The 26510-nt window shown below is 42.5% G+C and carries 23 protein-coding genes and 1 riboswitch; of the genes, 1 reads left to right on the plus strand and 22 read right to left on the minus strand.

Annotated elements, in window-relative coordinates; translation table 11 throughout:
- The 17 genes from ACKI5G_RS05725 to ACKI5G_RS05805 form a co-directional block, all read right to left on the minus strand.
- Positions 1 to 1214 (minus strand): acyl-CoA carboxylase subunit beta (locus ACKI5G_RS05725; protein ID WP_407398475.1); only part of this gene is annotated, 1214 nt, incomplete at its 3' end.
- Between the two features lie 45 nt (positions 1215 to 1259).
- Complete coding sequence (gene mce, locus ACKI5G_RS05730; RefSeq protein WP_027396274.1) at positions 1260 to 1682, minus strand: methylmalonyl-CoA epimerase; 423 nt, start codon at positions 1680 to 1682, stop codon at positions 1260 to 1262.
- A 32-nt stretch (positions 1683 to 1714) separates the two neighbouring features.
- On the minus strand, positions 1715 to 2653 hold the full coding sequence (gene meaB / locus ACKI5G_RS05735; RefSeq protein WP_027396273.1) for a methylmalonyl Co-A mutase-associated GTPase MeaB: 939 nt from the start codon (positions 2651 to 2653) through the stop codon (positions 1715 to 1717).
- A 71-nt stretch (positions 2654 to 2724) separates the two neighbouring features.
- Positions 2725 to 3114: a cobalamin B12-binding domain-containing protein gene (locus ACKI5G_RS05740; protein ID WP_027396272.1), complete on the minus strand. Its 390-nt coding sequence runs from the start codon at positions 3112 to 3114 to the stop codon at positions 2725 to 2727.
- Positions 3115 to 3131: 17 nt separating this feature from the next.
- On the minus strand, positions 3132 to 4778 hold the full coding sequence (locus ACKI5G_RS05745) for a methylmalonyl-CoA mutase (protein ID WP_407398479.1): 1647 nt from the start codon (positions 4776 to 4778) through the stop codon (positions 3132 to 3134).
- Positions 4779 to 4795: 17 nt separating this feature from the next.
- On the minus strand, positions 4796 to 6301 hold the full coding sequence (locus ACKI5G_RS05750; protein ID WP_407398481.1) for an acetyl-CoA hydrolase/transferase family protein: 1506 nt from the start codon (positions 6299 to 6301) through the stop codon (positions 4796 to 4798).
- A 579-nt stretch (positions 6302 to 6880) separates the two neighbouring features.
- Positions 6881 to 7393, minus strand: coding sequence for a hypothetical protein (locus ACKI5G_RS05755; RefSeq protein ID WP_407398483.1), 513 nt, complete (start codon positions 7391 to 7393; stop codon positions 6881 to 6883).
- A complete protein-coding gene (locus ACKI5G_RS05760) occupies positions 7393 to 8067 on the minus strand; it encodes a hypothetical protein (protein ID WP_407398485.1) in 675 nt (224 codons plus the stop codon). The genes ACKI5G_RS05755 and ACKI5G_RS05760 overlap by 1 nt, the downstream gene beginning before the upstream one ends.
- 276 nt (positions 8068 to 8343) lie before the next feature.
- A complete protein-coding gene (locus ACKI5G_RS05765) occupies positions 8344 to 9156 on the minus strand; it encodes a hypothetical protein (protein WP_407398487.1) in 813 nt (270 codons plus the stop codon).
- A gap of 15 nt (positions 9157 to 9171) precedes the next feature.
- Positions 9172 to 10059 carry a hypothetical protein gene (locus ACKI5G_RS05770; RefSeq protein ID WP_407398489.1) on the minus strand — a complete coding sequence of 296 codons (888 nt, stop codon included), beginning with the start codon at positions 10057 to 10059 and terminating at the stop codon, positions 9172 to 9174.
- A 2-nt stretch (positions 10060 to 10061) separates the two neighbouring features.
- A complete protein-coding gene (locus ACKI5G_RS05775; RefSeq protein ID WP_407398491.1) occupies positions 10062 to 11069 on the minus strand; it encodes a hypothetical protein in 1008 nt (335 codons plus the stop codon).
- Between the two features lie 83 nt (positions 11070 to 11152).
- Positions 11153 to 12004 carry a hypothetical protein gene (locus ACKI5G_RS05780; protein WP_407398493.1) on the minus strand — a complete coding sequence of 284 codons (852 nt, stop codon included), beginning with the start codon at positions 12002 to 12004 and terminating at the stop codon, positions 11153 to 11155.
- 260 nt (positions 12005 to 12264) lie between these two features.
- Positions 12265 to 13137: a hypothetical protein gene (locus ACKI5G_RS05785; protein WP_407398495.1), complete on the minus strand. Its 873-nt coding sequence runs from the start codon at positions 13135 to 13137 to the stop codon at positions 12265 to 12267.
- Positions 13138 to 13376: 239 nt separating this feature from the next.
- Positions 13377 to 14963: a C39 family peptidase gene (locus ACKI5G_RS05790; protein WP_407398497.1), complete on the minus strand. Its 1587-nt coding sequence runs from the start codon at positions 14961 to 14963 to the stop codon at positions 13377 to 13379.
- 129 nt (positions 14964 to 15092) lie between these two features.
- Entirely contained in the window at positions 15093 to 15767 is a 675-nt protein-coding gene (locus ACKI5G_RS05795) for a CsgG/HfaB family protein (protein ID WP_407398499.1), read from the minus strand.
- Between the two features lie 13 nt (positions 15768 to 15780).
- Positions 15781 to 16716: a CsgG/HfaB family protein gene (locus tag ACKI5G_RS05800; protein WP_407398501.1), complete on the minus strand. Its 936-nt coding sequence runs from the start codon at positions 16714 to 16716 to the stop codon at positions 15781 to 15783.
- Entirely contained in the window at positions 16713 to 17864 is a 1152-nt protein-coding gene (locus tag ACKI5G_RS05805; protein ID WP_407398503.1) for a hypothetical protein, read from the minus strand. The genes ACKI5G_RS05800 and ACKI5G_RS05805 overlap by 4 nt, the downstream gene beginning before the upstream one ends.
- A 279-nt stretch (positions 17865 to 18143) precedes the next feature.
- Between ACKI5G_RS05805 and ACKI5G_RS05810 the strand changes: the two genes are divergently transcribed.
- The gene (locus ACKI5G_RS05810) at positions 18144 to 18542 is read left to right on the plus strand and encodes a helix-turn-helix domain-containing protein (protein WP_407398505.1); all 399 of its coding nucleotides are present in this window, start codon (positions 18144 to 18146) and stop codon (positions 18540 to 18542) included.
- A 58-nt stretch (positions 18543 to 18600) separates the two neighbouring features.
- Here ACKI5G_RS05810 and ACKI5G_RS05815 read toward each other — a convergent pair whose 3' ends face one another.
- From ACKI5G_RS05815 to ACKI5G_RS05835, 5 genes are all read right to left on the minus strand, one after another.
- The gene (locus ACKI5G_RS05815) at positions 18601 to 19167 is read right to left on the minus strand and encodes a peptide-methionine (S)-S-oxide reductase (protein WP_407398507.1); all 567 of its coding nucleotides are present in this window, start codon (positions 19165 to 19167) and stop codon (positions 18601 to 18603) included.
- The gene (gene meaB, locus ACKI5G_RS05820) at positions 19168 to 20361 is read right to left on the minus strand and encodes a methylmalonyl Co-A mutase-associated GTPase MeaB (RefSeq protein ID WP_407398509.1); all 1194 of its coding nucleotides are present in this window, start codon (positions 20359 to 20361) and stop codon (positions 19168 to 19170) included. It lies immediately after the preceding gene.
- A gap of 12 nt (positions 20362 to 20373) precedes the next feature.
- Positions 20374 to 22575, minus strand: a complete 2202-nt coding sequence (gene scpA / locus ACKI5G_RS05825; protein ID WP_027396267.1) for a methylmalonyl-CoA mutase — start codon at positions 22573 to 22575, stop codon at positions 20374 to 20376.
- Positions 22575 to 24776 (minus strand): methylmalonyl-CoA mutase family protein, encoded by a 2202-nt coding sequence (locus ACKI5G_RS05830; protein WP_407398511.1) that lies wholly within the window; start codon positions 24774 to 24776, stop codon positions 22575 to 22577. The genes scpA and ACKI5G_RS05830 overlap by 1 nt, the downstream gene beginning before the upstream one ends.
- Positions 24777 to 25002: 226 nt before the next feature.
- Positions 25003 to 25192: riboswitch (cobalamin riboswitch) on the minus strand.
- A gap of 118 nt (positions 25193 to 25310) precedes the next feature.
- Positions 25311 to 26510: HAD-IC family P-type ATPase (locus ACKI5G_RS05835; RefSeq protein ID WP_407398513.1), on the minus strand; the 1200-nt coding region annotated here is incomplete at its 5' end.

Consider the following 26510-nt stretch of genomic DNA (forward strand, 5'->3'; position numbering starts at 1 on the left):
TAAGCCTTACGGGTAATAACAGTAATCTTTGGAACAGTTGCTTCACTGTAAGCATACAACATCTTTGCACCATGACGAATGATACCGCCATGCTCCTGGCCAACGCCTGGCAGGAAGCCTGGTACATCAACCAGATTAACAAGAGGGATGTTGAATGCATCACAGAAACGAATGAAACGAGCAGACTTATCAGAAGCATCAATATCAAGGCAGCCGCCCATAACCTTAGGCTGATTTGCAATGATACCTACGCTACGGCCATCAAAACGTGCAAAACAGGTAATGATGTTAGTAGCAAAATGCTGATGTACTTCATAGAACTCGCCGTTATCAACTATTGCAGCAATGACATCCTTCATGTCATAAGGCTGGTTAGGGTCATCTGGAATAACGGTGTTCAAGCTGTCGTCCATACGATCTGGATCATCACCAGTATCAAACATTGGAGCGGACTCCATGTTATTGCTTGGCAGATAGCTCAAGAGATAACGAATCTGTTCAATGCAGTCCTTCTCATCTGCAGCTACAAAGTGAGCAACACCGGACTTGGTGTTATGAGTCATTGCACCGCCAAGAGCCTCAGCAGTAACCTCCTCATAAGTTACGGACTTAATAACTGCTGGACCAGTGATGAACATCTGGGAAGTCTTATCTACCATGTAGATAAAGTCAGTGATAGCTGGAGAATATACAGCACCGCCTGCACATGGTCCCATGATTACAGAAATCTGAGGGATAACGCCGGAAGCTGCGGTATTGCGGTAGAAGATACCAGCATAACCAGAGAGAGCGTCAACTGCCTCCTGAATACGGGCACCACCGGAATCATTGATACCGATGCAAGGAGCACCCATCTTCATTGCCAGATCCTGAACCTTCCAGATCTTCTTTGCGTGCATTTCACCAAGGGAACCACCCTCTACGGTGAAGTCCTGTGCAAAGGCATAAACCAGACGGCCATCAACAGTACCATAACCAGTTACAACGCCTTCTGCAGGAAGATCCTTCTTTTCCTGACCAAAGTTAGTACAACGATGCTTTACAAAAGCATCCAGTTCTGTGAAAGAATCCTCATCAAAGAGGAGCTCAAGACGCTCACGGGCAGTCATTTTACCCTTCTCGTGCTGCTTGGCAATACGGGCCTCGCCGCCACCGAGCTCGATGTGAGCCTTCTTTTCCTTCATAAGTTCAATTTTTTCCTGAACTGTAGCCATTTTTTGCCTCCTAATCAGCCACAAGTGGCTGTATTTAATACATGATTAACGGTCTTCGTGCTGACAAAGTTCGAGCAGAACGCCACCAGCAGATTTTGGATGAACAAAAGCGATATCAGCGCCGCCAGCACCCTTACGAGGAGCCTTGTCAATCATAACAATACCCTTCTCCTGAAGATCAGCGATTGCAGCAGGAAGGTCGTCAACACGGAGAGCAATGTGCTGAATACCACCACGGCCACCATTCTTCTCAATGAACTTAGCGATAGGGCTGTCATCAGCAGTACCAACCAAAAGCTCAATTTCGGAACCGTTTGGAGTTGGATGGAAAGTGGTAGTAACCTTCTGCTCTGCAACAGTTTCTTCACCAGTGCAAGCTAAACCAATGGTAGTCCAGAGGTCCTTGCCCTCCTGTAAATCCTTGCATGCAATACCAATGTGGTCAACGCCTAAAATCTTGAATGCCATTTTTTGTTTCCCCCTAAATCTTTTATTCACACTTATTTAAGCATATCCTTCATTACATTGCTAACAACCGTATAAGGATCGGTCTCCCTAGCCTTAATCTGCTCTACATATTCATCCATCTTACCGGTCTCAACCAGCTTGTTGGTAATATAAGAGCCTATATTGCTATGGAGCACATCCAGCATCTCGTTCTTGGAACGCTCTGTACGGCGTTTGGTCAATATTCCGTTTTCAGAAATATACTTAAAATGTTTTTCAATGTTTTCAATTGTTTCGGTAATACCTTCATTCTGGCTGGCAATTACCTTCTGGATAGGTGGACGCCAATCTGTCATTAATCCGTCCAAATCGAGCATCATATTCATTTCACGAACCAGCTTGTCAGCTCCGTCATGATCAGCCTTGTTAATGGTGAACACATCACCAATTTCAAGGATACCCGCCTTAATGGCCTGAATATCATCACCCATGCCAGGAATCAATACAACCATTGTTGTATCAGCCGCCTTAACAATATCTACCTCGGACTGTCCAACACCAACAGTCTCAACGAAGATAATGTCTTTACCAAAGGCATCCATTGCCTTAACTGCATCAGCGGTTTTATGAGAAAGTCCACCAAGGCTTCCGCGGGTTCCCATACTGCGAATGAAAACTCCTTCGTCCATGGTCAGACCATTCATTCTGATGCGGTCACCTAATATAGCGCCGCCGGTAAATGGGCTGGTAGGGTCAATGGCGATAATACCTACTGTCTTGCCCTGTGCTCTGTAAGCTCTGGCCAGCTTGTCAGTAAGAGTACTCTTGCCAGCACCAGGAGGGCCGGTAATACCCAGAACAAAAGCGTGACCTGTATGAGGATAAAGCTTTTTCATAATATCCATAGCTTCATCGTACTCATTTTCGATGGCTGTAATCGCACGGGATAAAGCCAATCGGTTCCCCTTTAAAAGCTCTTCTACAATGTCCATCTATGCACCACCATTACCAGCAATAAGATGACAGCCACCGAAGCAGCCATCATCTCTGCTGTATAAAAAACTTATTTTACGTTAGCTTTAATAAAGTCAACAATATCGCCGGTTGGGGTACCTGGAGTAAATACCTCGGCAATGCCAGCTTCCTTAAGAGCTGGGATATCAGTCTCAGGAATAACACCGCCGCCAATGATAAGAACATCATCCATGCCCTTCTCACGAAGCAGATTAACAACTTTAGGGAAGAGGTGTGGATGTGCACCGGAAAGGATGGACATAGCCACAACATTAACATCCTCCTGCAATGCTGCCTCAGCAATCTGCTCAGGAGTCTGACGAAGACCGGTATAGATAACCTCGAAGCCTGCATCACGGAGTGCTCTGGCAACAACCTTTGCACCGCGGTCATGGCCATCAAGGCCTGGTTTTGCTACTAATACTCTAACTTTAGCCATTTCTCAATTACCTCCAATTAAAGATTTACATGAGCTTCATACTCACCAAATACTTCACGCATTACGCCACAAATCTCACCGAGAGTTGCATAGGTACGAACTGCGTTAAGAATATGAGGCATGAGGTTCTCATTCTCATCCTGACAAGCCTTCTTAAGATCAGCCAATGCAGCCTTGACAGCATCATTGTCACGCTTAGACTTCATATCAGCCAGGCGCTTGCACTGTGCAACACCTACAGAAGCATCAACCTTCAAGAGGCCCTTAGGTGGCTCTTCTTCAATCTGGAACTTGTTAACACCAACGATGGTCTTTGCACCAGACTCAACATCCATCTGCCACTTGTAAGCGGAATCCTGGATTTCCTTCTGGATATAGCCCTTCTCGATAGCTGCAACTGCACCGCCGATTTCATCAATCTTCTTGATGTATTCCCAAGCTTCCTTCTCGATCTTATTGGTGAGGGCCTCTACATAGTAGGAACCAGCCAATGGGTCGATTACGTCAGCCAGGCCGGACTCATAAGCAACAATCTGCTGAGTACGGAGAGCGATCATTACAGACTCCTCGGTAGGAAGTGCCAAAGCCTCATCACGGGAGTTAGTATGGAGGGACTGGGTACCACCCATAACAGCTGCGGCAGTCTGGAGAGCAACACGGATAATGTTGTTGTTAGGCTGCTGAGCAGTCAGCATGGAACCTGCAGTCTGGGTATGTACGCGAAGCATCATGGATTTAGGCTTCTCAGCATGGAAACGCTCCTTCATAACCTTTGCCCATACGCGACGGGAAGCACGGAACTTGGCAACTTCCTCAAGTACGTTGTTATGAGCATTCCAGAAGAAGGACAGACGGCCTGCAAAATCATCGATATGAAGGCCAGCCTTGATAGCAGCCTCACAATATGCAATACCATCTGCAATAGTGAATGCGATTTCCTGAGAAGCAGTAGAACCTGCCTCACGAATATGGTAACCGGAAATGGAAATGGTATTCCATTTTGGAACATTCTTGGAGCAATACTCAAAGATGTTGGTAATCAGACGCATGGAAGGACGTGGAGGGAAGATATAAGTACCACGTGCAGCATACTCCTTCAGAATATCATTCTGAATAGTACCCTTCAGCTGGTCAGCAGGAACACCCTGCTTCTCAGCAACTGCAATGTACATGGAAAGCAGTACAGATGCAGGAGCGTTGATAGTCATGGAAGTGGAAACCTTGCCAAGGTCAATCTGGTCGAAGAGAACTTCCATATCAGCCAGAGAGTCGATAGCAACGCCTACCTTACCAACCTCACCCTCAGAAATAGGGTCATCAGAGTCATAACCGATCTGAGTAGGAAGGTCAAATGCGCAGGAGAGACCAGTAGCACCGGACTCAATCAGATAACGATAGCGCTTATTGGATTCAGCTGCAGTAGAGAAACCAGCATACATACGCATGGTCCAGAAACGACCACGATACATAGTAGGCTGTACACCACGGGTATATGGATACATACCAGGGAAACCGATTTCATCAGCATAGTCAGTGTCCTTGATATCAAGTGGGGTGTACAGACGCTGCTCTGGCAGGTTTGGACGCTCTGGGAACTTTGCAGTAGCTTTTTCTACGCTGGCATTATATTTATCTAAACCAGCCTGAATCTTTTCATTGCTCATAGTGAAATATCCTCCTATTATTTCTTCATTGTGCCTGTTTTCATAAATCTTTCATGCCAAGAAAGTGCCTCATGTAAAATGTGTGGAGTATGAGCACTCTTGGTTTCTGCTAATGCTCTTTCATAATAATCCATCAGCATAGGCTTGAAGTCTGGATGAGCGCAGTTCTCAATAATAACCTTTGCGCGCTGGCGTGGAGACAAGCCACGAAGGTCAGCCAGACCCTGCTCAGTAACAATGATATCAACATCATGCTCAGTATGGTCAACATGAGAAACCATAGGAACAATGGAAGAAATCTTGCCATCCTTTGCAGTAGATACAGTAAAGAATACAGTCAGGTAAGCGTTGCGGGCGAAATCACCGGAACCACCGATTCCGTTCATCATCTTGGTACCCATAATATGGGTGGAGTTGATGTTGCCATAAATATCTGCCTCGATGGCGGTGTTCATGGCGATTACACCGATACGACGTGCAACCTCTGGGCTATTTGCTACCTCCTGCGGACGAAGCACAATATGCTTTCTGTATTCCTTTATATTAGCATAGAAACGCTTCAGGCCTTCTGGGGATGGAGAGAGAGAGGTGCCTGATGCAAAATTCAGCTTTCCTGCATCAATCAAGTCAAACATACCATCCTGGATAACCTCAGTATAAACTGAGAGATCCTTCAGATCAGACTCAACGAATCCGCTAATAACAGCATTAGCTACAGCGCCTACACCAGACTGCAATGGCAGCAGGTTCTTAGGCATACGACCAGCCTTTACCTCAGCATGGAGCAGTTCGATAAAGTTCTGGGACATTTTGCGGGAGTTCTCGTCAATTTCACCAAGCGGACGAACCTTGTCAGTAATATCACAAGGTACGATAAACTTGATCTTGTCTGGAGAACAAGGAATATAAGGTGTACCAATTCTGTCATTAGGCTTAACAACTGGAATTGGAAGACGATTTGGTGGATCAAGAGGTACATATACATCATGCATACCCTCCAGCTCCAATGGCTGAGAAGTATTAACTTCTACGATAACTACATCTGCAGTCTGAACATAGGATGCAGTATTACCCATGGAAGTAGTAGGAATGATGTTACCTTCTTCAGTAATAGCACAAGCCTCTACGATAGCCACATCAATCTTGCCGCCTAAATATCCATAACGGGCCAGCTGTGCAGACTCGGACAGATGCAGGTCAGCATACTCAATCTTACCGCTATTAATAGCGTTACGCATATCCTTGTTTGTCTGGTATGGCATGCGGAATGCAATACCATCAGCTCTTGCAAGACATCCGTCCTCTTCATCACCGGTAGAAGCGCCGGTCCAAAGGTTAATCTTGAAATGCTCCTTTTCCATGCGAGCAGCCAAAGCCATTGGAACAGCCTTTGGGTAACCTGATGGTGTGAAGCCGGAGGTACCAACGTTCATACCAGGCTTAATGAAGGCAGCAGCCTCCTCAGCAGTAACAATCCTGGATTGTAATTCTTTGTTGCGTACCCTGTCGAGAATGTCAATCATCGAAAATCCTCCCCTAAAGTCGCATCTCTGCAACTCAAAATTTTCTGTGCGAGACGTATTATCATTTTCCCCTGTGATTGGTGATTATAACTTCAAGATATAATTCGCTCAAACCATAGTTATACGTTCCCGCATATATACATTATACATCACTCAAAGTCTACCACTCAACGGGGGCTGAGTCAAGAAAAGTTGCAGAAATTGTCATACAAATTTAATTGTTTTTCGATTGTACAAATTGTGTTACTGTTCGTTGATTTTCCATAAGCATTTAGATCATTACCAAAAATCAGTCATACCATTTCCAATGCAAAAAAATAAAACCGCCTGACTACTCAGACAGTCACATAAATTCCATATATTATAGTGATCTACAACGCAAATAAATAAGGAGGATCGCTCCTCCTCATTTGTCCTTAAAGCTCATCTCTTCGTAGCAAAAACTGCTACAGGGTTAATGGAGACCCTTCTTTAATTACTTTGAGATTAACACCAAAAACATTTTATGTCAATAAATATCATACCTTTCACTGGGATTTTTTCGAATTGACTGACTCTCTTGGCGATATTTGGCCTCCTTTAATGAGACTCTATATATTCTCTGGCACAATGTGTTGCTATTTTATCGTAAAAGCTCATATTGTAGGCCAAATAAAACAGTATCTCACCAGCCGCTATATAATTATCATCATGATATGATTTGGACAATGAAGGATCTATATGCTTCCATATCAGATTTCCATTTTCATCTGTAGTCTCAAAATACATTTTTCGTTGATCATAGTCATACTTATAACGCATGGTTGTATCAAGTCTTATATCTTCATACACATTTTCGCCAGCAATAACATACGATCTGGTAACCCATCTAGCGGCAATAATATATTCTGGTGGCTCATATTTATGAACATTAATTGAAATCTTGTCTATATAATAATGTTGTCCAACACTTGCCCCACCAAATCGAACATATCTTGAAGGATTAGCCTTCATATCAGCCAAAATTGCATCCGAATTTTCCACCTTTGGAAATGCCAAAGCTGTTGTAGCCAACAAAAGCATGCATACAATCAACAATAACTTTTTAATCATTAATACACCACCTGTTCCACACTAAACCACTGTGCCTTATCATCCCATTTAAATCTGAACTCACCAGGATTATATTTCGAAAGATGTGACGCATAATAAAGTGTAATGGTATCTCCTTTTACAGCAAGCTTTTCATATACAATTGGCGCTGCTCCTTCCTTGTTCCAGCCAAAATATCTTTTTGTAATTTCTGCTGTATCTACATACCTTACAAATTTTCCATCAGGCTGACAGCCAATTATTGTATAATTTCGTTCCGGCCCGTACCAAAACAGTAACGCATAAATAACCTGCCCCTCATCGCTCTCTATCTTATAAATATCTTGAGTTAAATCTGCGACCTCAAATGTATTGCTTACATTTTTACCGCCAACTTTCGCAACTGCGTGATAAGTATTTTGGGCATAATGTATATACAATGCCTTGTCATCTGTTCCATATTTGGCAACACCTCTGGAAAATGATAACTTATTGTTTGGGTTATATTTGGTGAAATATTCGCCATTATTTTCAGTAGCCCCTTTAATTACATATCCTCCTGCTTCAGGACCAGCCTGTTGCAATCTAAAGGAACCAATCTCAATAGGTTCAGAAAAAGACATAGCAAAAGCACTACTATACATTGTAATAAAGCCAATGAGTATGCCAGCAATTATTTCGAAGGCTATTTTCATGTTAAATCCACCACCTAACTATGGCAATACTTTTTCTACTATAAAGAGCGTTTATTATCCTCCCACTTGCAAATAAACGCATCTCCGTCGCGATTTGTCCCTTTCCCAAAGTCGCCATCATTCCATGTATACTGAAATTTCCAATAATACATGTCCACATTTGGACTTATGCCAACCGCTTCACCTACAGAACATGTCATAAACACAGTAAGGCATATAAGCAACTTCATAATAATTTTCATTCTTCATGCACCACCTGTTCTACACTGAACCTTCTTAAAATACCTCTCCCTCATCCACATCCGCAAGAAGCTCATCGACTATTTTTTGTGCGGCCTGGTCTAAGGCCATTTCGTAAAGATTCATGCTAAGTTCATCCGTTCCGGCAGATGCTAGGTCTGCTATCTTTATTTTCTCCTGTTTGCTGGCAGCAGTAATCATATCATGCCAAACTATCTCTCCATTGGCGGCTTTTATAACACGGAGCTCACATTGTATGTTGGAACCAGAATAGATTTTCTTCGTATCACATAACACGCCAGCTACCCTGCGACCTGTATCTCCGCCCCAGACACCTGCCATAATACCAGCAAATCCCGATGTAACAGAAGTCGACCTATCTTCAGTTTTTCCCATGGATACATTTAGAATTGTTCCTTGTATCAAATATTCAGCCCCATGCTTTTTTCCTATCGCTGCTGTCTGCTCCGGTGAAATAATTTGGCCTTGATAAGCTTCCAATATAGAAACAGCCTGTTCATTCTCAAATAATGCATCATAGTTTCCCCGTTTTGCCTCATTAACCAACCTCTCAGAGCGTGTGTTGGCATTATATAATTCGTTCTCTACCACAGCATCTATAGGGCGAATTTCTTTCAAATTAAATTTTCCACTTGCTACCAATTTTTCCATTACCAAATCGGATAATTTTTCTTCTGGTGCCAGCTTTTTAAATCTCGTTTTATTAACAAATTTCATCAACACACAAGAATGTGTATTTTCTATCCTTTGAGCCAAGGCAGGTACAGAAGATAATTCCACACAAGCCAACATTATAGCCGTAATCATTAGGATAACTGCCTTTTTCATGACATGCTGACCTCCTTATTCTCTAACTACCTTCAATCCCGATGGCAATGCAAAATACTGTTTATCTGGAAGGTTTGATAATTCCTTGATTTCAATAACATACTTTTCTATATCATCACTTGGATTATCCGTGTGATGTGGATATGAAGCATACGCCATTTTTACCAGTTCATCATTTTTGAAATAACATCGAACAACATGCTTTCTGCTAATATCTTCGCCAGAATAATCTTCATATACGCTCCCATCATCAGATTGACCGTAGGTTACAAAACTATATTCAGGAAGCTCCACATTGGCATTACTTATAGGATATATTACAGCCAACAGTTTCATCAGCATGGGACTACCTACATCTTCAATGTCGTCCTTTGATGTTATTTTTTTCCCATACCCCTTCCTATTATCATATGTCATCCAATTATTTACTCCCGGAGAAATTTCATCCTTATGGAAATACCCCCGCTTAGACATGCGACCACCAAAATATGAACCATCGAGAAAATTATGCATATAGGTAAATACCTCACCGTCCTTTATTAGTTTGCATTTACCAGAAATTTCTGTATAACGGTTATCTCCATCCATAACGATTACATCGCACAAATCAGCCGCTTTCTCTTTTGCCAGCTTCTGGTATTCCTTTTTCATTTCCCGTGTAACTCGATTATCTGCATCGGGATCAAATCCACCGCCCCCAAATTGATTTGCAGATGATGCGTCATTTGTAATTAGCCTCAAACTACTATTACTCACTGTTCTAAATTTAAAAGTATAGCTTCTGCTTGCAAATATATCATGATACTTATCCAAAGAACCAGCTTCGCATGACACCGCTGCCATACCAAACAAAATGAGACAAGCCATTACTATTTCCAAAAAGCTTTTATTTAATGCTATCATTTTCAATTCCCTCCCAAAGTTCCAACCTGTACCGGTATTCCCAAGAAGTCATTTACATCACCCATCCCAGCCGCAAATACTGGAATTGGTCTATTAAACTTAAATGAACCATCTGGCAGTTCAGGCGATATATCACGAACAAAAATCTCTTCCATTATTTCTTCCTCTCCACCAGACATACGATATTTCTGTATTAAAGCCAGTTTACCTTCGGTATACATGGCATAATAAGCAACCTCTGATAGACTTTCAGTAGTGCCAGTCTGTTCTTTAGCTATGTATTTGTCACACTCATATGTATTTTTACCTATGCTGCATTCCATACTCTCTTTATATGTAGGTATTTCCACCGTGTTTATATTGTCCACAAATGGATCTTTATAATCAAAAATTGTAAATTCTATTGGAATGGCCATTTCAGCACGAATAGTCGCCCACCCCTCCCCAAGATCCAATTCCGGAGAATTCATATCATTTTCAGAAAGCACAATTGCCTGATTATCCTTTAAATCGCCATCAAGCATTGTAACCCCTGCCATCCCCATTCCAGCAGAAAAACGATAGTACTTTCCATCTCGATACATTAATCTTGGTATTATGTTAGCTTTCTGACTACTACCTATTTCAATCCCCCAAAAAGAGAACCCATGATTCTTTACTATTTTTTTGAAACTCTGTATCCGATAGTTTCCTTCATTGGCAACCGCATATGTAACCCCCGTACCAATTGGTAACATTGAACTTGATCCTAAAAATCCAACGGATGATCCTTTTGCTGTGATCAACAGCCCCATCTCTTCTCTATCATCATCCACACCAGGATTAAGCTTTTTTTCATCCCTACTATAACCACGTCTGATCTCATCATAATCCCTGATGCTATACTCAAGATAATATGTACCAGATTGAAACATCTGCCGATATTCTTCTGCTGCTGGTTGTTCAGCATGTACTGGCATATTCAAAGCAGACATCAGTAGCATTACGACAGAAATCTTTTTAATATTCATGTTCCAGCCCCCCTAAAATGAAGATATAGGGCATGGCAACACATATTATGCATTACAATGCCCTTACCATTTCATTCTTTCATTTATCTAACAAATACCACTGCACAACGGTCCAGCATATGGGATGATTCATTCGCCAGCAGGATTTTATCTGCATCCTCGGCGGATACTACAACATTTACTGCATTTACAGTACTATTGCCATCGCGAGCTTCTAGAGCCTTTACAACCAATGGATTATCACCAGCTCGGTCAACACCTTCACTTGTACTATGACTATAGCCAACCATTCCTTTATTGATAACCGTCTCAGGCTGTAGGTTTTCAACACCGTACACAACCCGACCGCTTTCGTCATACACCGCAGGGGCAAAAGTTGGCTCCACCCCCATGCCAGAGGCATCGATTATCACACCGGTGTATCCACCAGCCGGAATATCAAAATCTTCAAAGTTGCTGTCATTAGCCTTGGCAAAAGGTGTAGGCTGTTCCGGTTGTAATGCTGGTATAACCGCCGATGCTATACTGCCACTGGCTCCATAAAGAGGTACCCGCATTTTTACGTAATATCCTCCTTCTGGTGTAGCATTTTCTTCTATTATTTTCGCCCCACGCAAAACACCAGTTATCTTACGATTTACTACGTCACTTTCGATTATCAAGTCCCGCATGGTGGTTTCAGAATTTATCTGCAAGCCTTGGGCATAGCTGACCAGATTTCGCTGTGCCGCCATAATAGCTGCCTCACGGGCCAAAGCCATCCCACGGCTGTCCGGCAAACTAATACCTATAGCCGTAATATCCGAATCACTGCCTCTATCCCAATCAATTCCAGCATGTGATTCCTGATTAACATTCACCGAGGTAGCCGCCAAAGCACTGCTACACATCAGCACTAAATACATCATACATGCCATAATAATTATTTTTCGCATAATTTGTTCACCTCACAAAATATTGCAACCGGCCTGTTGTGAAAATAGGTAATGTCTATTAATAAACGAAAGGGAAATAAAATTGAAACTGAAAATATTCATACTACCGCAAATCACAACGGACCGATTGAGATCATTAAACAAATTCGTCAAAAGCAATCACTCGTTCATATTATTACCTTATGGTTGAAGAACGATCTTCTCTTAGTAGAACTACATATTCACAGGGCATAGACATATTCAGGAGCCCAATATACAATTTATTTTATACGTATGGAATATGCTCCATCATTCTCACGGGTAGTTCCTGCCCTTTTTACTTTCAGGTAATAGGTTCCAGCATTTAATGCTTTTGAGTAAATCAAATGATTATCTCTAAAATCGTTCAAATAATCTATAAGCCGTTCATCTTCATCTAACAATTCAAAATACACACTGCACTTTTTTGATAATTTGTCTATTAATATGTTGATAGTCGTAGGGGTCTGAAGCACAATTTTGTAATACTTCTGATCTTGTTCATCATTATCATATACTGGCATATAATCTACAGTTTCCTCACCAAAAAACAATCCCACTGCGTCATGTCGACTGTAATTAGGAACATCTACTGTAACTGGTATATTACGCATAGTCCCTTTCACTTCATAATCTATATCTTTTTTATTTTGGCCATTATTGTGGTCCACTTTTGTTTTGATAACATACCGGCCAGGTCTTAAAATCAGTGTTTTGTCATCAGAATTCTCCAGCACCCCCGCTTGCGAGCCTAATTTGTTTTGGTCAGAATCAAAAACATAAAAATAAAAATATCTATGTGTATGTCCAATAAAATGAAGGTCAACTTCCGATGGCTTATCAACTGTAAAATAATGCTCAGAAACAAATGATGTTTTTTGGAATACTGTATTATCAAATTGAATTCTTGAATATCTTCCATCTAAATTGAATTCAATTTGTTTTGGAGCGGGATCTGATTGCTGACGGGATGAACTACGATTAGAGCTATTGCTTCCAGAGGAAAAAAATTTTCCAATATCGTTCCATATATTACTTCCTGCTTCACAGTCATTTACCATTGGCCCCATCAAGATACTTGCAGCTAAAAATATGCCAATCCCTTTTTTAAGCATAAATATACCCCCTTTGACTAAAACTTTTAGCTACTAATCATAATGAATATTGTAACCGGCCAGCTGTGACAAATCACATACAATTTTTGCCTTCCCCTATAGTGAAGCCCCAAGGGTACTAAGGCATAGCCCATCTGTGGCAACCCTATGGCTGACGGATGATCCTTGTACTGCGGTTAACTAACAACTTCTTAAACATATCAAAAAACTCCTCTCATTATTTCACTGATATTCGCACATCAATATACTATTCCCCTAAGCCCGTTGTTATATCTGTTAATAAACTGCTGTAAATTGGTAAATGAATTCATTGGATCATTTATCGAGAAATTACTTGCATTAAAATTATTCGTTTGACTTCCGTTGTACCCCTTTACAACGATCCAATGCTGACCGCTGCCTCGATACGCTCCTACTATTACCGGTTTACCATTTTTTAATTGTGAATATATCTTACTCATCCATATATTATTTAAAGCAGGCTTGTTGGTTACCAATTCTTTTGTATATCCTAAAGAATCTACACTTGACCAAAGCAAATCATTATTACTAAACTTCAATTTTTTTACCATATCCGCAGGTGTTATATTAGTGTGGTTGTGATAATTGTATTTCATTGTCAATGAAGTAACCATACAACCAACAGCACCTATCGTTTTAGTACCGATTTTCGTATTTTTCCATCTTGAATCAGTCTGCTTTAGTAGCATAACATTTAAAATACTATTATTGACAGGTGTATGAGATATATTATCTATCACAACATACTGACTAGATGCATATCCCTCTCTGCCGTTATATTTAATCTTAGACCAGCCACTAGGATTGTTGTGTGCCAAAATTTTTACTGCTGTACCATTATTAATTTTATCTATTATGGTTCCATTAGGTGTACCTCTTAAATTCACTCTTGCACCGTTGGTCTTTATATAACCATCCTGTTCATTGACACTGTTTATATCTACAGTTTTATGTCCTAATTCAACATTTCCACCGCCACCTACATTTATGGCATATACATAAACCTCTTGTCGTCCTGTCCGATTTGTTGAAATTGTTTCATCAAATCCATGGTATTCGCCAACATTTATACCATCACGCCGTGCAAAACCTGTCTGAACATCAGCACGTCGTTTATTGGCAACTATTTCATGTCCCTCCGCACCAGAACCGGCACCTCCACCAATGTAAACATGTATTCTAAGTTTTTCGTTCACATTATCTCTATCAAATGCCCAACCTTGTACAGTCAAATTATTAGCTTTATTACTTACACCTATATCAAAATATCCTTCAGGATTATGGCTTTGTACTGGTGGCTGCACCGATGAGCTTGGCACCCAGCCCAGCTTGTAACCGCTTCCATTATCTAATCTATAGACTATCTGAGCCCGGCTGCCATTATCTGCTACTACAATGACGCCTTCATTATTAGACACACTACCTAAAGTAGTTCCACCACTACTGGTACGATAAACAGTCTGTTTTCCTTTTACATTTACAGAACGATTTGTATATCCAGCATCTGCACATACATCTGTTATTCTGAACCATCTTGATACTCTTTTCCCTCTGGCTCCCGGATAACTGCCATAGCACCAGCCGTCCCCACGCACCTGAGTTATCTGTATCAAGTCTACATTGGCCGAAATATAACCAGCTCGTTTTGGGGCTCCCGGCGAATTGTAGGTATTTACCTGATGATCTGCATAGCACTGCAAAGGCAATCTATCCGTCACTACTCCTGCCTCAACTGTACTGCCGAAAAATAGACTACTACTAACCAAACCTGCAAACAGTAAATTTTTCCAACCATTTTTCTTCATAAACTTACCCTCCCAGTTTCGTAATATTATGTAATAAAGAACACAGCAACAAACCTCATCCGTCAACCTATAGGCTGCCACCGACGGGTTCTGCCCTAGTACCCTTGGGTGCTTCCCCAGAGTGGAAGGCTAGTTATCATCCGTTTCCCCAGCAAATGGCCTAACGCCAAAAAGACGCTCCGTCAATTTATCAACCATGGCATAGGCTGCCTTTTTTATGGAATTATGTACACTCACCTGAGATATTTGAGTAGTGCCCACGGTAATATACCCGGTATTTTCCTTGCCAGCTTTAGCAAAGGAGCTTTTAGACTTCCCTTCTCCCTTGGCAGCCATTACTATATCTCCCGTATTGACATCCATCATACGGGCAATAATATGTGCCTTGACAGTATTTACATCTGCCCCCACACTATAAATCTGCAAGCCTGTACTGCTGCCAGTGACGTCATTTACATTGCCATAAATAATATAGCGAACTCCTAGTATTTCACCGATTTGTTTAGCTGTATCTGGGTCAATAATCCCGGTAGTTTTCAAATTTGCTTCCGCAAGCTTTTCTGCCAGCATATACTTGTCTACCACATCATATCTGCCACTTTCTACCAGTGCCTCAATGATGTAATCTGAAGAAATTTTTTCCGCATTGTCAAGGACAATATCTTCCGTTGCCGCCCCCACATGATGACCAAAATCCATAACAGCCACAGTAGGTTTTTCCATGAGAAAAACCGCTTCAGCATGTGGTGCCCAAAACACAAAAATCCACACCAGTAAAGCTGCATATTTAAAAAATGTATGCATTGCTTACCGCCTCCTAAACCTTTCTCCGCTTGCCCTTGCCATCCATCTTGGCTAACAGACCGAAATTTTTATTATAAATAAGATCTCCTACAGCCTTATATAAAGCATTACGAACCTGCACCTGGCTAAAAGATTTGGTCCCAATGACAATCTTTCTTTCCCGCGTTACTACAGTTCTGGTTGTATCTGTTGTTGCAGGCATACTTACACTCATGTTATCCTGCACATAATTATCAGCTACAGGTAGTTCCTGACTTTCTGTCATTTCCGCATCGTCTGGGTATGCTTCCGTATCACTATCGACCATTTCCGTATCTGTGCCTATGTCCCCGCTTACATCATCTATATATCCATCGTTAGTATATGTTCCGACATCGTTATAGGCATAATCATAACCATCAGAAGCCGTTTCCTGCTTGGTGCTACGCAACTTAAACTCCATGTTGGTGCTGGCTGATTCTCCTGTACCACTAGCTGCCAGGACTATACGTCCAGTTTCAACATCAATAAACCGGGCAGACACATTGGCAATAACCGTATTGATATTAAAACCACCTCCACCAACTCTTGTATCTGAATATGATGCACCACTGCTTTTAGTACTTAGTCCCGTTACACTACCGGCCACCAAATATTTCACGCCCGCTAACTTTCCTATTTGTACAGCAGTCAATGGGTCAACCATTCCCGACATATTAAAGCTATGTTCTTTCATAATCGCTTCCAGCATTTCGCGCTCAATTACATTAAATCGCTCAGAATCCAAGAGTTGTTCAATAACAAATTCTGATACCAGAGAAGCATCCGCCAGGGATAACTGCTTAGATACAGCGGCTTTATTGGCATAAGGTAACACAGCAATATTGGGATAATCCTGAAGTGAAGCACAATAACCCGTACCAGTACCAAGCAATCCCAACATCAATAATAAGCAAATTAATTTTCTCATTCCGCTTCCCCCTCCCCAGTAATCCTCAGCTGACAACTTTCACTTGTAATATTTTCTACAGCAATTCCATAAGATACTGTATTTCTAAGTTGCCTAACTATCTCATGAGGTTTTTGAGACGATTCAATATCCAAAACAGCCTTATTGTTGCTTTCCTCTCTGATATAAATATTGTCAACACAGCCCAGAGAATACAAAGAGCGTATTACCTTTTGGAGTCCTTTTTCCCCTTCGGAGGTTAAAATAAATTCCATCCCTATAACAGACTTCGCTCCATGTCCTTTAAATATTTCTATAATTTTTATGGCAGCCTGTTCTGCTGCTGATTTTTCAGCTTTATTGCCAGCTCTATTTGAATTGTTGTCCACTCCTATACCTTGAGCCACAAAAGTCCCCACGATTTTACCTGAGCTATAGCTGATAACATCCACCTTTAAATCAGCCTTAACGTTTATGATAGAGGTTTCCAGCATCCCGCTTTCTTTATAATTTGGAATCGATACAGTAGTAGTGTCTCTGGTGCTGGTACCAATGACCAAATAATCCGCTGCATGATCAGCCTCCCCCAAAAGCTCCCCCCGTTTTCCTTCATATATATTTTTTAGAAGAGGGGCATCATGAGTATCTGCCACTTGGGCAATATCCAATACATGGGAAAAACCTTCCTGCAATAAACGATTATTTAAGGTACTTTCAGCAGTCTCGAGCCGTTTTATATGTCCTTCATCATCTTTTTCTAATACTGCGACTACAATACGTGGATCATTTAAACGCAGTATCATGGTCAACGAGTCCATTAATTTAGCGTCAGGATTTGTATCCACCTCCACAATAGCCTTTACTCTATAAGTAGAATCATCAAGCCTATCTTCCGCCAACACAGTTACATGCTTCACAAACCCTTGTGATTTTTTATATACTTCATCTAACTGTATTGTTAGATTCTTCATTACCGTTTGGGAATCAATAAATGTACCCACCACTTGTTCCACAGCCTGTCTAGTTGCATCCCGCAGTGCATTTTCTCTGTCATACCCCATTCCAGTTACTGTAACCTCCTGAGCCATACATGCATTTGTCACCAAAAATACGCTGCCAACGAAGATTATTACTATGCCAAAAAATCGTTTTGGCAACTTAAACTCCATAACTTAGCTCCCTCCTATTTTTATTGTTTGTGTGATAATGCTTCACTTACATTACCATAATGTTCATTTTCTTCACTATTTTAGACATAACTAGTCTACATAATTAGGTAGGCTATACATGTTATATCGTATGTTATATTGCTAATCTTAAGAATATTTCACCAATTCATTTTTATTTGTGCATTCATTTCACATTATTCAATTGCTTGTGTCATAATTTCACAGCTATTATCATCACCTCCTTTAACTTATAATTGGTAGGGAAAAGGAAGTGACCGTATGAAAACTGCACATATTCTTCAGGAATTGCGTTTGGCGCGCAATATGTCCCAAACTGAGATTGCTAAAGCTTTAGGCATTGACCGCACCACATATGTAAAATATGAGCATGGGGGCAGTATAAAACAAAACCTTCCTAAGCTTGCGGATTTTTTTCAAGTATCTACTGATTATCTTCTCGGACGGACTCAAACTGTCGAACAAAATGAAAAGAACTCAGTTGGTTGTATTAAAGAGCATGACGATACAGTCCTATATGATGTAATTTCGTCTCGTGACACAGCTTTTTTCACAGAACAGGAATCTGTTCTTATCCAAAAATACCGCCATCTAAAACCAGAACATCAACGAGCTATAGATATTCAAGTCAACTATTTTTATGGTGTTGATAGTAAGTAAAAAAGAGCGATTGCCGCAGCAGTCGCTCTTTTTTATTCAAGAAATATTCAGCTATTGTTTAAGGATTAATATACTCCTTGAACCTTTGGATATCAATTTGCCTTGGAGCATTCGGATTCTTCTCCAAATAGTCCTGATGTGTCTCCTCAGCCTCCACAAACGTCTTTATTTCTTCGGATTTAACAAACAATTTTCGCCTTTGCTTCTGATCGCTTACCGGGTCGTTAATCGTCAGATTACTCCCGGCTACTGCCGGTGGGTTGGTTCTATTGGCCATGAAGTTTAGATGAAGCTGTATTTGGGGTAAATCTTCAGGAGTGTTGTAGTATACTCCACACTTAAACATCGGACCAATTAAATCCCCCTGACGGTTTTCACTGTAGGGATCAGTAACAGAAAAAAGAATGTCCAGCAAATAAGAAACGTCTGTCTTCTTTGGATTATATTCCACGCAAATGCCTATCATAGCATCCACGCGCCCAGTTGTCACAGATTCATAATCCACAGAAGTTAAGGCTGGATTAATATAACCGCACCTCACATTGATAACACCTGACAATTCTTTAAAAACTGCCTGTAAATCATGAAAGCTGCCACCGGAGAAATAAATTTTTTTGGTATACATTTACGATTTCACCTCGGCTTCCGGATGGAATATATCCACCTGACGACGGGCTGCCATATCCACATCAAACATATTAACAAGCTCCTTCACCGCCTGAGTAGGTGAAATTACTCCGTTGAGGACAGCATCCTTAACCTCCGGCATCCTGCCAGTTATCACTGGGTCATCAAAGAATAAACTATGAAGGTGTTCATCAATCATACTGTACATCCATTCCAATAGCTGACGGTTGCGTCGTTTATTAAACACACCGCTTTCAGTCGTCATTTCCTTAAAGGCCTGGATCACCTTCCAAAGCTCTGGTATACCATACTTTGTATAAGCTGAACACATATAAGCGTGAGTTGGCCAGCCCTCTGTTGCTGGACGGATGTATTCAATCATCCGCTCGTATTCTGCTCTGGCCACCTTGGCCTTCAGGAGATTATCTCCGTCTGCCTTATTAATAACTATAGCATCTGCCAGCTCCATGATACCCTTCTTGATCCCCTGCAGGTCATCACCAGCTCCTGTCAGCACCACCAGCATGAAAAAATCCACCATGGAGCGTACTGTCGTTTCAGATTGGCCTACACCAACAGTTTCAATAAGAATAATATCATAGCCTGCAGCTTCGCACATCAGCATAGTCTCACGACTTTTTCTGGCAACGCCGCCCAATGTCCCCCCCGCAGGAGAAGGCCTTATAAAGGCCTCCTGACGACGGGAAAGTGTGCCCATTCTTGTTTTGTCGCCCAATATTGAGCCCTTGGTAACAGAGCTGGTAGGGTCAACGGACAAGACAGCCACTCTATGGCCAGCATCACAGAGCATATTACCGAAGGCTTCGATAATGGTACTCTTGCCAGCTCCCGGCACACCTGTAATACCTATTCTAAGTGCCTTTCCTGTATGTGGTAAAAGCCTTTGTAAAACTCGCTGTGCCTTGGCAAAATGCTTGGAATTATTACTTTCAATGAGAGTTATAGCCCGGGATAATGTCATACGATCCCCTTTAAGGACCCCATTGACATAATCATCCTCACTTAAGACCAGCCGCCGTTTTGGTTTTGTCTTACCACTTAATAAATTAGGGTTGATATTACCAACGGTGGTGTCCTTTATCCCCTCTATGCCGCCCATTACACTACAAGCGAACTTTTCATTGGGCTCATCAGGAACCCAGCTTGGTTTTGAAGTGGTGTATTTTGCCATAACTCGTCACCATTACTCCTCTGCTAAATCTTCCTTAGCGCGTTCAATCAAAAGGGTCAGCAGCTTAATACCAGCCTCAGGAATATTTGTTCCTGGTGCAAAGATGGCCACTGCTCCGCTTTCGTACAAGAAATCATAATCCTGTACTGGGATAACGCCGCCGATACAAACCATGATATCATCACGGCCCAGTTTTTCCAGCTCCTGAACCAGCTGTGGAAGGAGAGTATTATGACCAGCGGCCAAAGAACTGAACCCAACCATGTGAACATCATTATCGACGGCATCCTGTGCAGTTTCCTCCGGGGTTTGGAAAAGAGGACCTACATCAACATCCCAGCCCATATCGGCAAAGGAAGAAGCTATAACCTTCTGGCCTCTGTCATGACCATCCTGGCCCATCTTGGCCACGAATATTCTTGGACGGCGACCAGTAAGATTTTCAAATTCATCAGCCATTTCACGGGCCTTCTCCAAAGCACTCTTATCGGTAAACTCAGAAGAATAAACGCCGGAAATAGTATGGATAACAGCCTGGAATCTGCCTGATACCTTCTCAACGGCATCGGAAATTTCACCCAATGAAGCATGGGCGCGTGCCGCATCAACAGCAGCCTCAAGAAGATTACCATTATCACGGGACTCTGCAGCCTTGGTAATCCCCTCAAGGCAACGGCGAACGTCGTCATCATTACGCTCAGCACGGAGCTTTTCCAAACGCTCAATCTGGGCCTGACGTACAGCGGTATTATCAATTGCCAAAATCTCCAGTGGGTCTTCCTTTTCCAGACGGAAACGATTCAGACCAACAATGGATTCATTACCAGAGTCAATCTGGGCCTGACGGCGGGCAGCAGCCTCCTCAATACGCATCTTAGGAAGACCGCTGTTAATAGCCTTAGCCATACCACCCAGAGCCTCAACCTCCTGAATATGAGCCCATGCGCGACGGATAATTTCATTAGTGAGAGCCTCCACATAGTAAGAGCCGCCCCATGGGTCAATGATCTTACATACGCTGGTCTCATCCTGAATGTAAAGCTGTGTATTACGGGCAATGCGAGCGGAGAAGTCAGTCGGCAAAGCAATGGCCTCATCCAACGCATTGGTATGGAGGGACTGAGTATGACCAAGGGCTGCACCCATAGCCTCCATCAATGTACGGGATACATTGTTAAATGGATCCTGGGCAGTAAGTGACCAACCGGAGGTCTGACTGTGGGTTCTAAGTGCCATGGACTTATCGTTGGTAGCCCCAAAAGACTTAACGATCTTTGCCCAGAGCACACGGGCCGCACGCATCTTGGCAACCTCCATAAAGTAATTCTTACCAATAGCCCAGAAGAAGGAGAGACGCTTAGCAAAGGCATCTACCGGCAGACCAGCGGCCACACCGGTACGGATATATTCAAGGCCATCAGCCAATGTATAACCCAATTCAATATCAGCAGTAGCACCAGCCTCCTGCATATGGTAGCCGGAAATGGAAATACTGTTGAACTTAGGCATGTATTTGGTGGTATATTCAAAAATATCACCAATAATACGCATGGACATTTCTGGTGGGTAAATATATGTGTTACGAACCATGAACTCCTTCAGAATATCATTCTGAATTGTACCAGCCATTACGCTCTTATCTACCCCCTGCTCCTCACCGGAAAGGATATAGAAGGCCAAAATTGGCAGTACCGCACCATTCATGGTCATGGATACAGACATCTGATCAAGTGGAATGCCGCTGAACAGAATTCGCATATCCAAAATAGAGTCAATAGCAACGCCGGCCTTACCAACATCGCCCAAAACTCGTGGGTTATCAGAGTCATAGCCACGATGAGTTGGAAGATCAAAGGCTATGGACAGACCCTTCTGACCGGCAGCCAGGTTTCTTCTGTAGAAGGCGTTGGATTCCTCGGCAGTGGAGAAGCCGGCGTACTGGCGAACGGTCCAAGGACGGAATACATACATAGTGGAATATGGGCCACGAAGACATGGTGGAATACCGGAGGCGAAGTCCAGATGATTCATATGCTCATATTCATCATAGTTATACAGCGGTTTTATAGGAATATGCTCCATAGTTTTGCCAGTCAGCTTGTCGAAATTGGCACCGGCAGCGTCCTCAAACAGCTTACGCCATTCTTCAGGGCTTCTCTCTGGAGCTTCTTTCAGATTCATGCTGGTAAAATCAGGATTGTTAAAAGAAGCCATCACTCAATCATCCCTTTCTTCTTCTGCAGTGCCTGCAGGATTTCATAACAATTTGCCTTGACAGAAATATACTTATCAATTCCGGCATTATCATAAGTTTCCTTAAGGTCCTTAGGGGCCTCGCCTGCCAGGAATACAGTGGCATTTGGCAACGCCTCATGGAGCATAGGAGCCAGCTTAGGCACAATATCAGGATAGGTTGCATCTGTTGAGCAGATAACCACTGCATCCGCTCCGGATTCCTTGGCAGCAGCAGCGGCCTCTTCTTCAGTAGGGAAGCCGTTATTACCCAGAACCTCAAAAGCACCAACCTGCAAGAAGCCAGTGGTAAAGTCTGCTCTTGCCTTGTGCTGTGGAATAGGGCCCATATTAGCAAGGAAAATCTTAACATTATCATCATTCTTTTCCTTATAGGCCTCTGTCACCATGCGAAGAGCCTCATAACGCTCGCTCCAGCGATGTCTTTCTATTTTTTCAATTTCCTCTGCGTTTTCGGCGCATTTTGGACAAGTTATGGCACTTCTCAGCTGCTCAATGGTTGCACCAGCCTTGGCTGCCGCGATAACAGAATCCATGGAACCCTTTTCATCCTTAATCTTGGACAGGGCCTCATTACAGAATTTAGCGTCGATATCATCAAGATATGATGATATTTCCTCTGAACGCAGCTTCTTGTTCTCCCCAAAATCCTCTGGTCTAGGATCAAGGCGCACCTCTGTCATATTAGGATACATATTGGAGCCAACAATGCGGTCACGACGAAGTTCCAGCTTCTTGAAGCGCTCGGCCAAAATAAGGCTAATCTGCTCCTGAGGATAACCCTCCTTCAGAGCCTCAACAATGCCACCTTTGGTTTCAATCACCTTAAATTCATCCCAAATCTTTTCCTTCACCTGCTTGGTGAGGGTCTCAACAGCCCAGGAGCCGCCTGCAGGATCGATTGGCTGAAGTAAGCCGAACTCCTCCTGAAGCATTATCTGAACATTTCTGGCAATACGACGGGAGAATTCATCACCCTTGCGGATAACCTCATCAAATGGAGGATTTTCAAAAGAATCCAATCCACCTACAACTCCTGAGAAAATCTCTGAGGTATTACGCAGCATATTTACATAAGGGTCGTATACAGTCTTGAAGAAGCGGGCCGGACGGGCATGAACGTACATCTTCTGTACTTCAGCACTGCCTCCAAAGGCCTCTATAATCTGAGACCATATTGGACGTACCGCTCTCAGCTTGGCAATCTGCATAAAGAAGTTGGCACCCATGGAGAACTCGAAGGCCACCTGCCCAGCTGCCTCGTCTACAGTAAGCCCCCGCTCCAGCATTGCCCTGATATAATCAGTGGCTACAGCCAGACTGTAAGCAACCTCCTGAATATCATTGGCGCCGCCATTGCTGAACACATCACTCTTTACAAAGCAAGTCTTTACATCAGGAGCATTTTTAATAGCCCACTTGGCAGCTTCATAGGCCTCGTCATAGAGCTTTGCCAAAGACTGTTTGTTTTTACCGTTTGCCACCAGTTCTCCCACTGGATTAGCACCGATAATACCTTTAAGAATACTAGTTGGCTGGCCACTTGACTTTAAATCAGCTGCCACCATGGACAGCATAGGAACAGCAGATGCTCCGGCATAAATATAGATTGGATATTTTTCCAGCTTCAATCCATCCAACAAATCATGAACATCCTGCAGTGTGGTTACACTGCAACCCTCATCACCTGGCTTATCTGTTTCCCTGGCATCCTTACAGGAAATAGTAGCCTTGTCGAGAGTTATATTATAAATTGTTGACCCCCTGTCAATTTCATGCTTCAGAAGTTCATTATTCTCCTTAGGCATTGTTTCATCACAGGCCTGAGCGATACCCCATGGAGATTCTATGTAGCCGTTTGGCTTTGCACCCCTCATAAAATCATCCATACCAGGGAAGGATTTCTTTGGCAGGATAGGGTCAGTATCCTTCCTGAAATACATTGGAGAAAATGTAATTCCTTCATAGGTTTTCGTATACATTTTCTTTTCGAATGGAGCACCCTTTAACAGGGCAATGCATGCTTCCTTCCACTCATCATAAGTAGGCGGTGTGAATTCATCCAAAGGCACGTCAGGAAAATCAGTTACCTGCTCAGCCTTTTTCAAAATGGCCTGAAGATCCAGCTCTTCTTGGGCCTGACCGCTTTTCTCCTCATTCATTGAATTTACCTCCTTCACACAAAGTCATAAAAAAACCATCTGCCTAGAGTGTGCAGATGGAGAAGATGGTGTGAATAGTGCCCCATAAAATAAAAAACCGACTTAAATAAATAAGTCGGAGATTGAGACCAGATATTCCATCCATCATAGTTCCATCCCCTACCCATCGCTCGCAGGTACAAGCAGTTTTTATCAAAGGGTTGCTGGCAGCCCTTTGAATATCGCTAACGGAAATGATAAAACAGGCAGTTCTCCTGGCTCTGGATCAATGCTTGGTACGCCTTCCCAGATTACATTACCCGTAACCCAGTGACATAATTGTACCTCGCTCCCCATTACAGTGGCGGGACCGCTCCGGCTTATACCGGATTCTCTATTAAGTCTGATATACAGACACCTGTCCTCACTCTATTCAATTTAATCTCATTCTAAATCGTTATATATTAATTGTCAATGCGAAAAGGGTATATTTGTATGACAATTATTACAAAATATGCCTATGGTGATATTACTATACCACTATAGGCATACCTACTATCTCATTATTATCCTTCTTATAACGTCTACTGGTATGACCAATATTGCCATAAAGGCACATATAAGCCATGTTTTCAGGGAAAGTGGTTCAACGCTTAAAACCTCGCCCCCAAATTCCACAAATAGCCATTGCATGGCAAATATGGCAAAGCTCACCAGCAAAAAAGTATTATTGCGGCCCAGATGCTCAAACACATTAATATGATCCGTACGGGCGTTAAAGCCATTAAAAGTAATCGCCATCATAAACGTGGCAAAAAGAGCTGACTTCAAATAGGTTACTGTAACATCACCAAAAAGTGCTCTCACCGGCTCAAAGAACAAAATGCTCAGACAAATCACCGTAATAACCAAAGCATTAATAATAACCTGGATAAGCATTTTTTTAGTCACAATATTTTCCTGTCGGGCCACCGGCTTTTCCAGCATATACTCCTGCAAAGCTGGCTCACTGCCGTATGCAATAGCTGCCAAAGTATCCATGGCCAAGTTAATCAGCAATAGCTGTATAACTGTAAGTACGATATTCTCACCCAACATTGGGCCCAAAAAGCACACCAGTACAGCCGCCACATTAACCGTAAGCTGGAAGATAAGGAACTTCCGTATACTCTTGAAGATGGAGCGACCATATAAAATTGCCTTAACTACAGAACGGAAGTTATCATCAAGAATCGTAATATCTCCCGCCTCCTTGGCCACCTCAGTTCCACTGCCCATGGCGAAGCCAACTTCTGCTTTTTTAAGTGCAGGGGCATCATTCACCCCATCACCGGTCATGCCTACCACCATGTCAAGCTCCTGGGCAATCTTTACCAGACGGCTCTTGTCCGTAGGCAGAGCCCTGGCCACCACCCGGAGCTGAGGCAAAATTTTCTTCAGCTGATCATCTGACATTTTTTTCATTTCACCAGAGGTCAGCACCACGTCATCATCAGAGTGAATAAGGCCGGATTCCTTGGCTATGGCCACAGCAGTCTCCCGCTTATCACCGGTAATCATAACAACCTGTACTCCGGCATTCTGAACTTCGCGGATAGCCCCCATAGCTTCGGTGCGAAGGTTGTCACGAATACTGATAATTCCAATCAGTGTCAGACTGCCATCAGTCTCAGCCTCTCCATTTTCATTGACATGGCCCACACCATAAGCCACCGCCAGCAATCGCATTGAACGGCTGGCCTGATTATCAATATA

Origin of the sequence: Anaerovibrio sp. (assembly GCF_045637405.1) — a bacterium.
Classification (GTDB): Bacteria; Bacillota; Negativicutes; order Selenomonadales; family Selenomonadaceae; genus Anaerovibrio.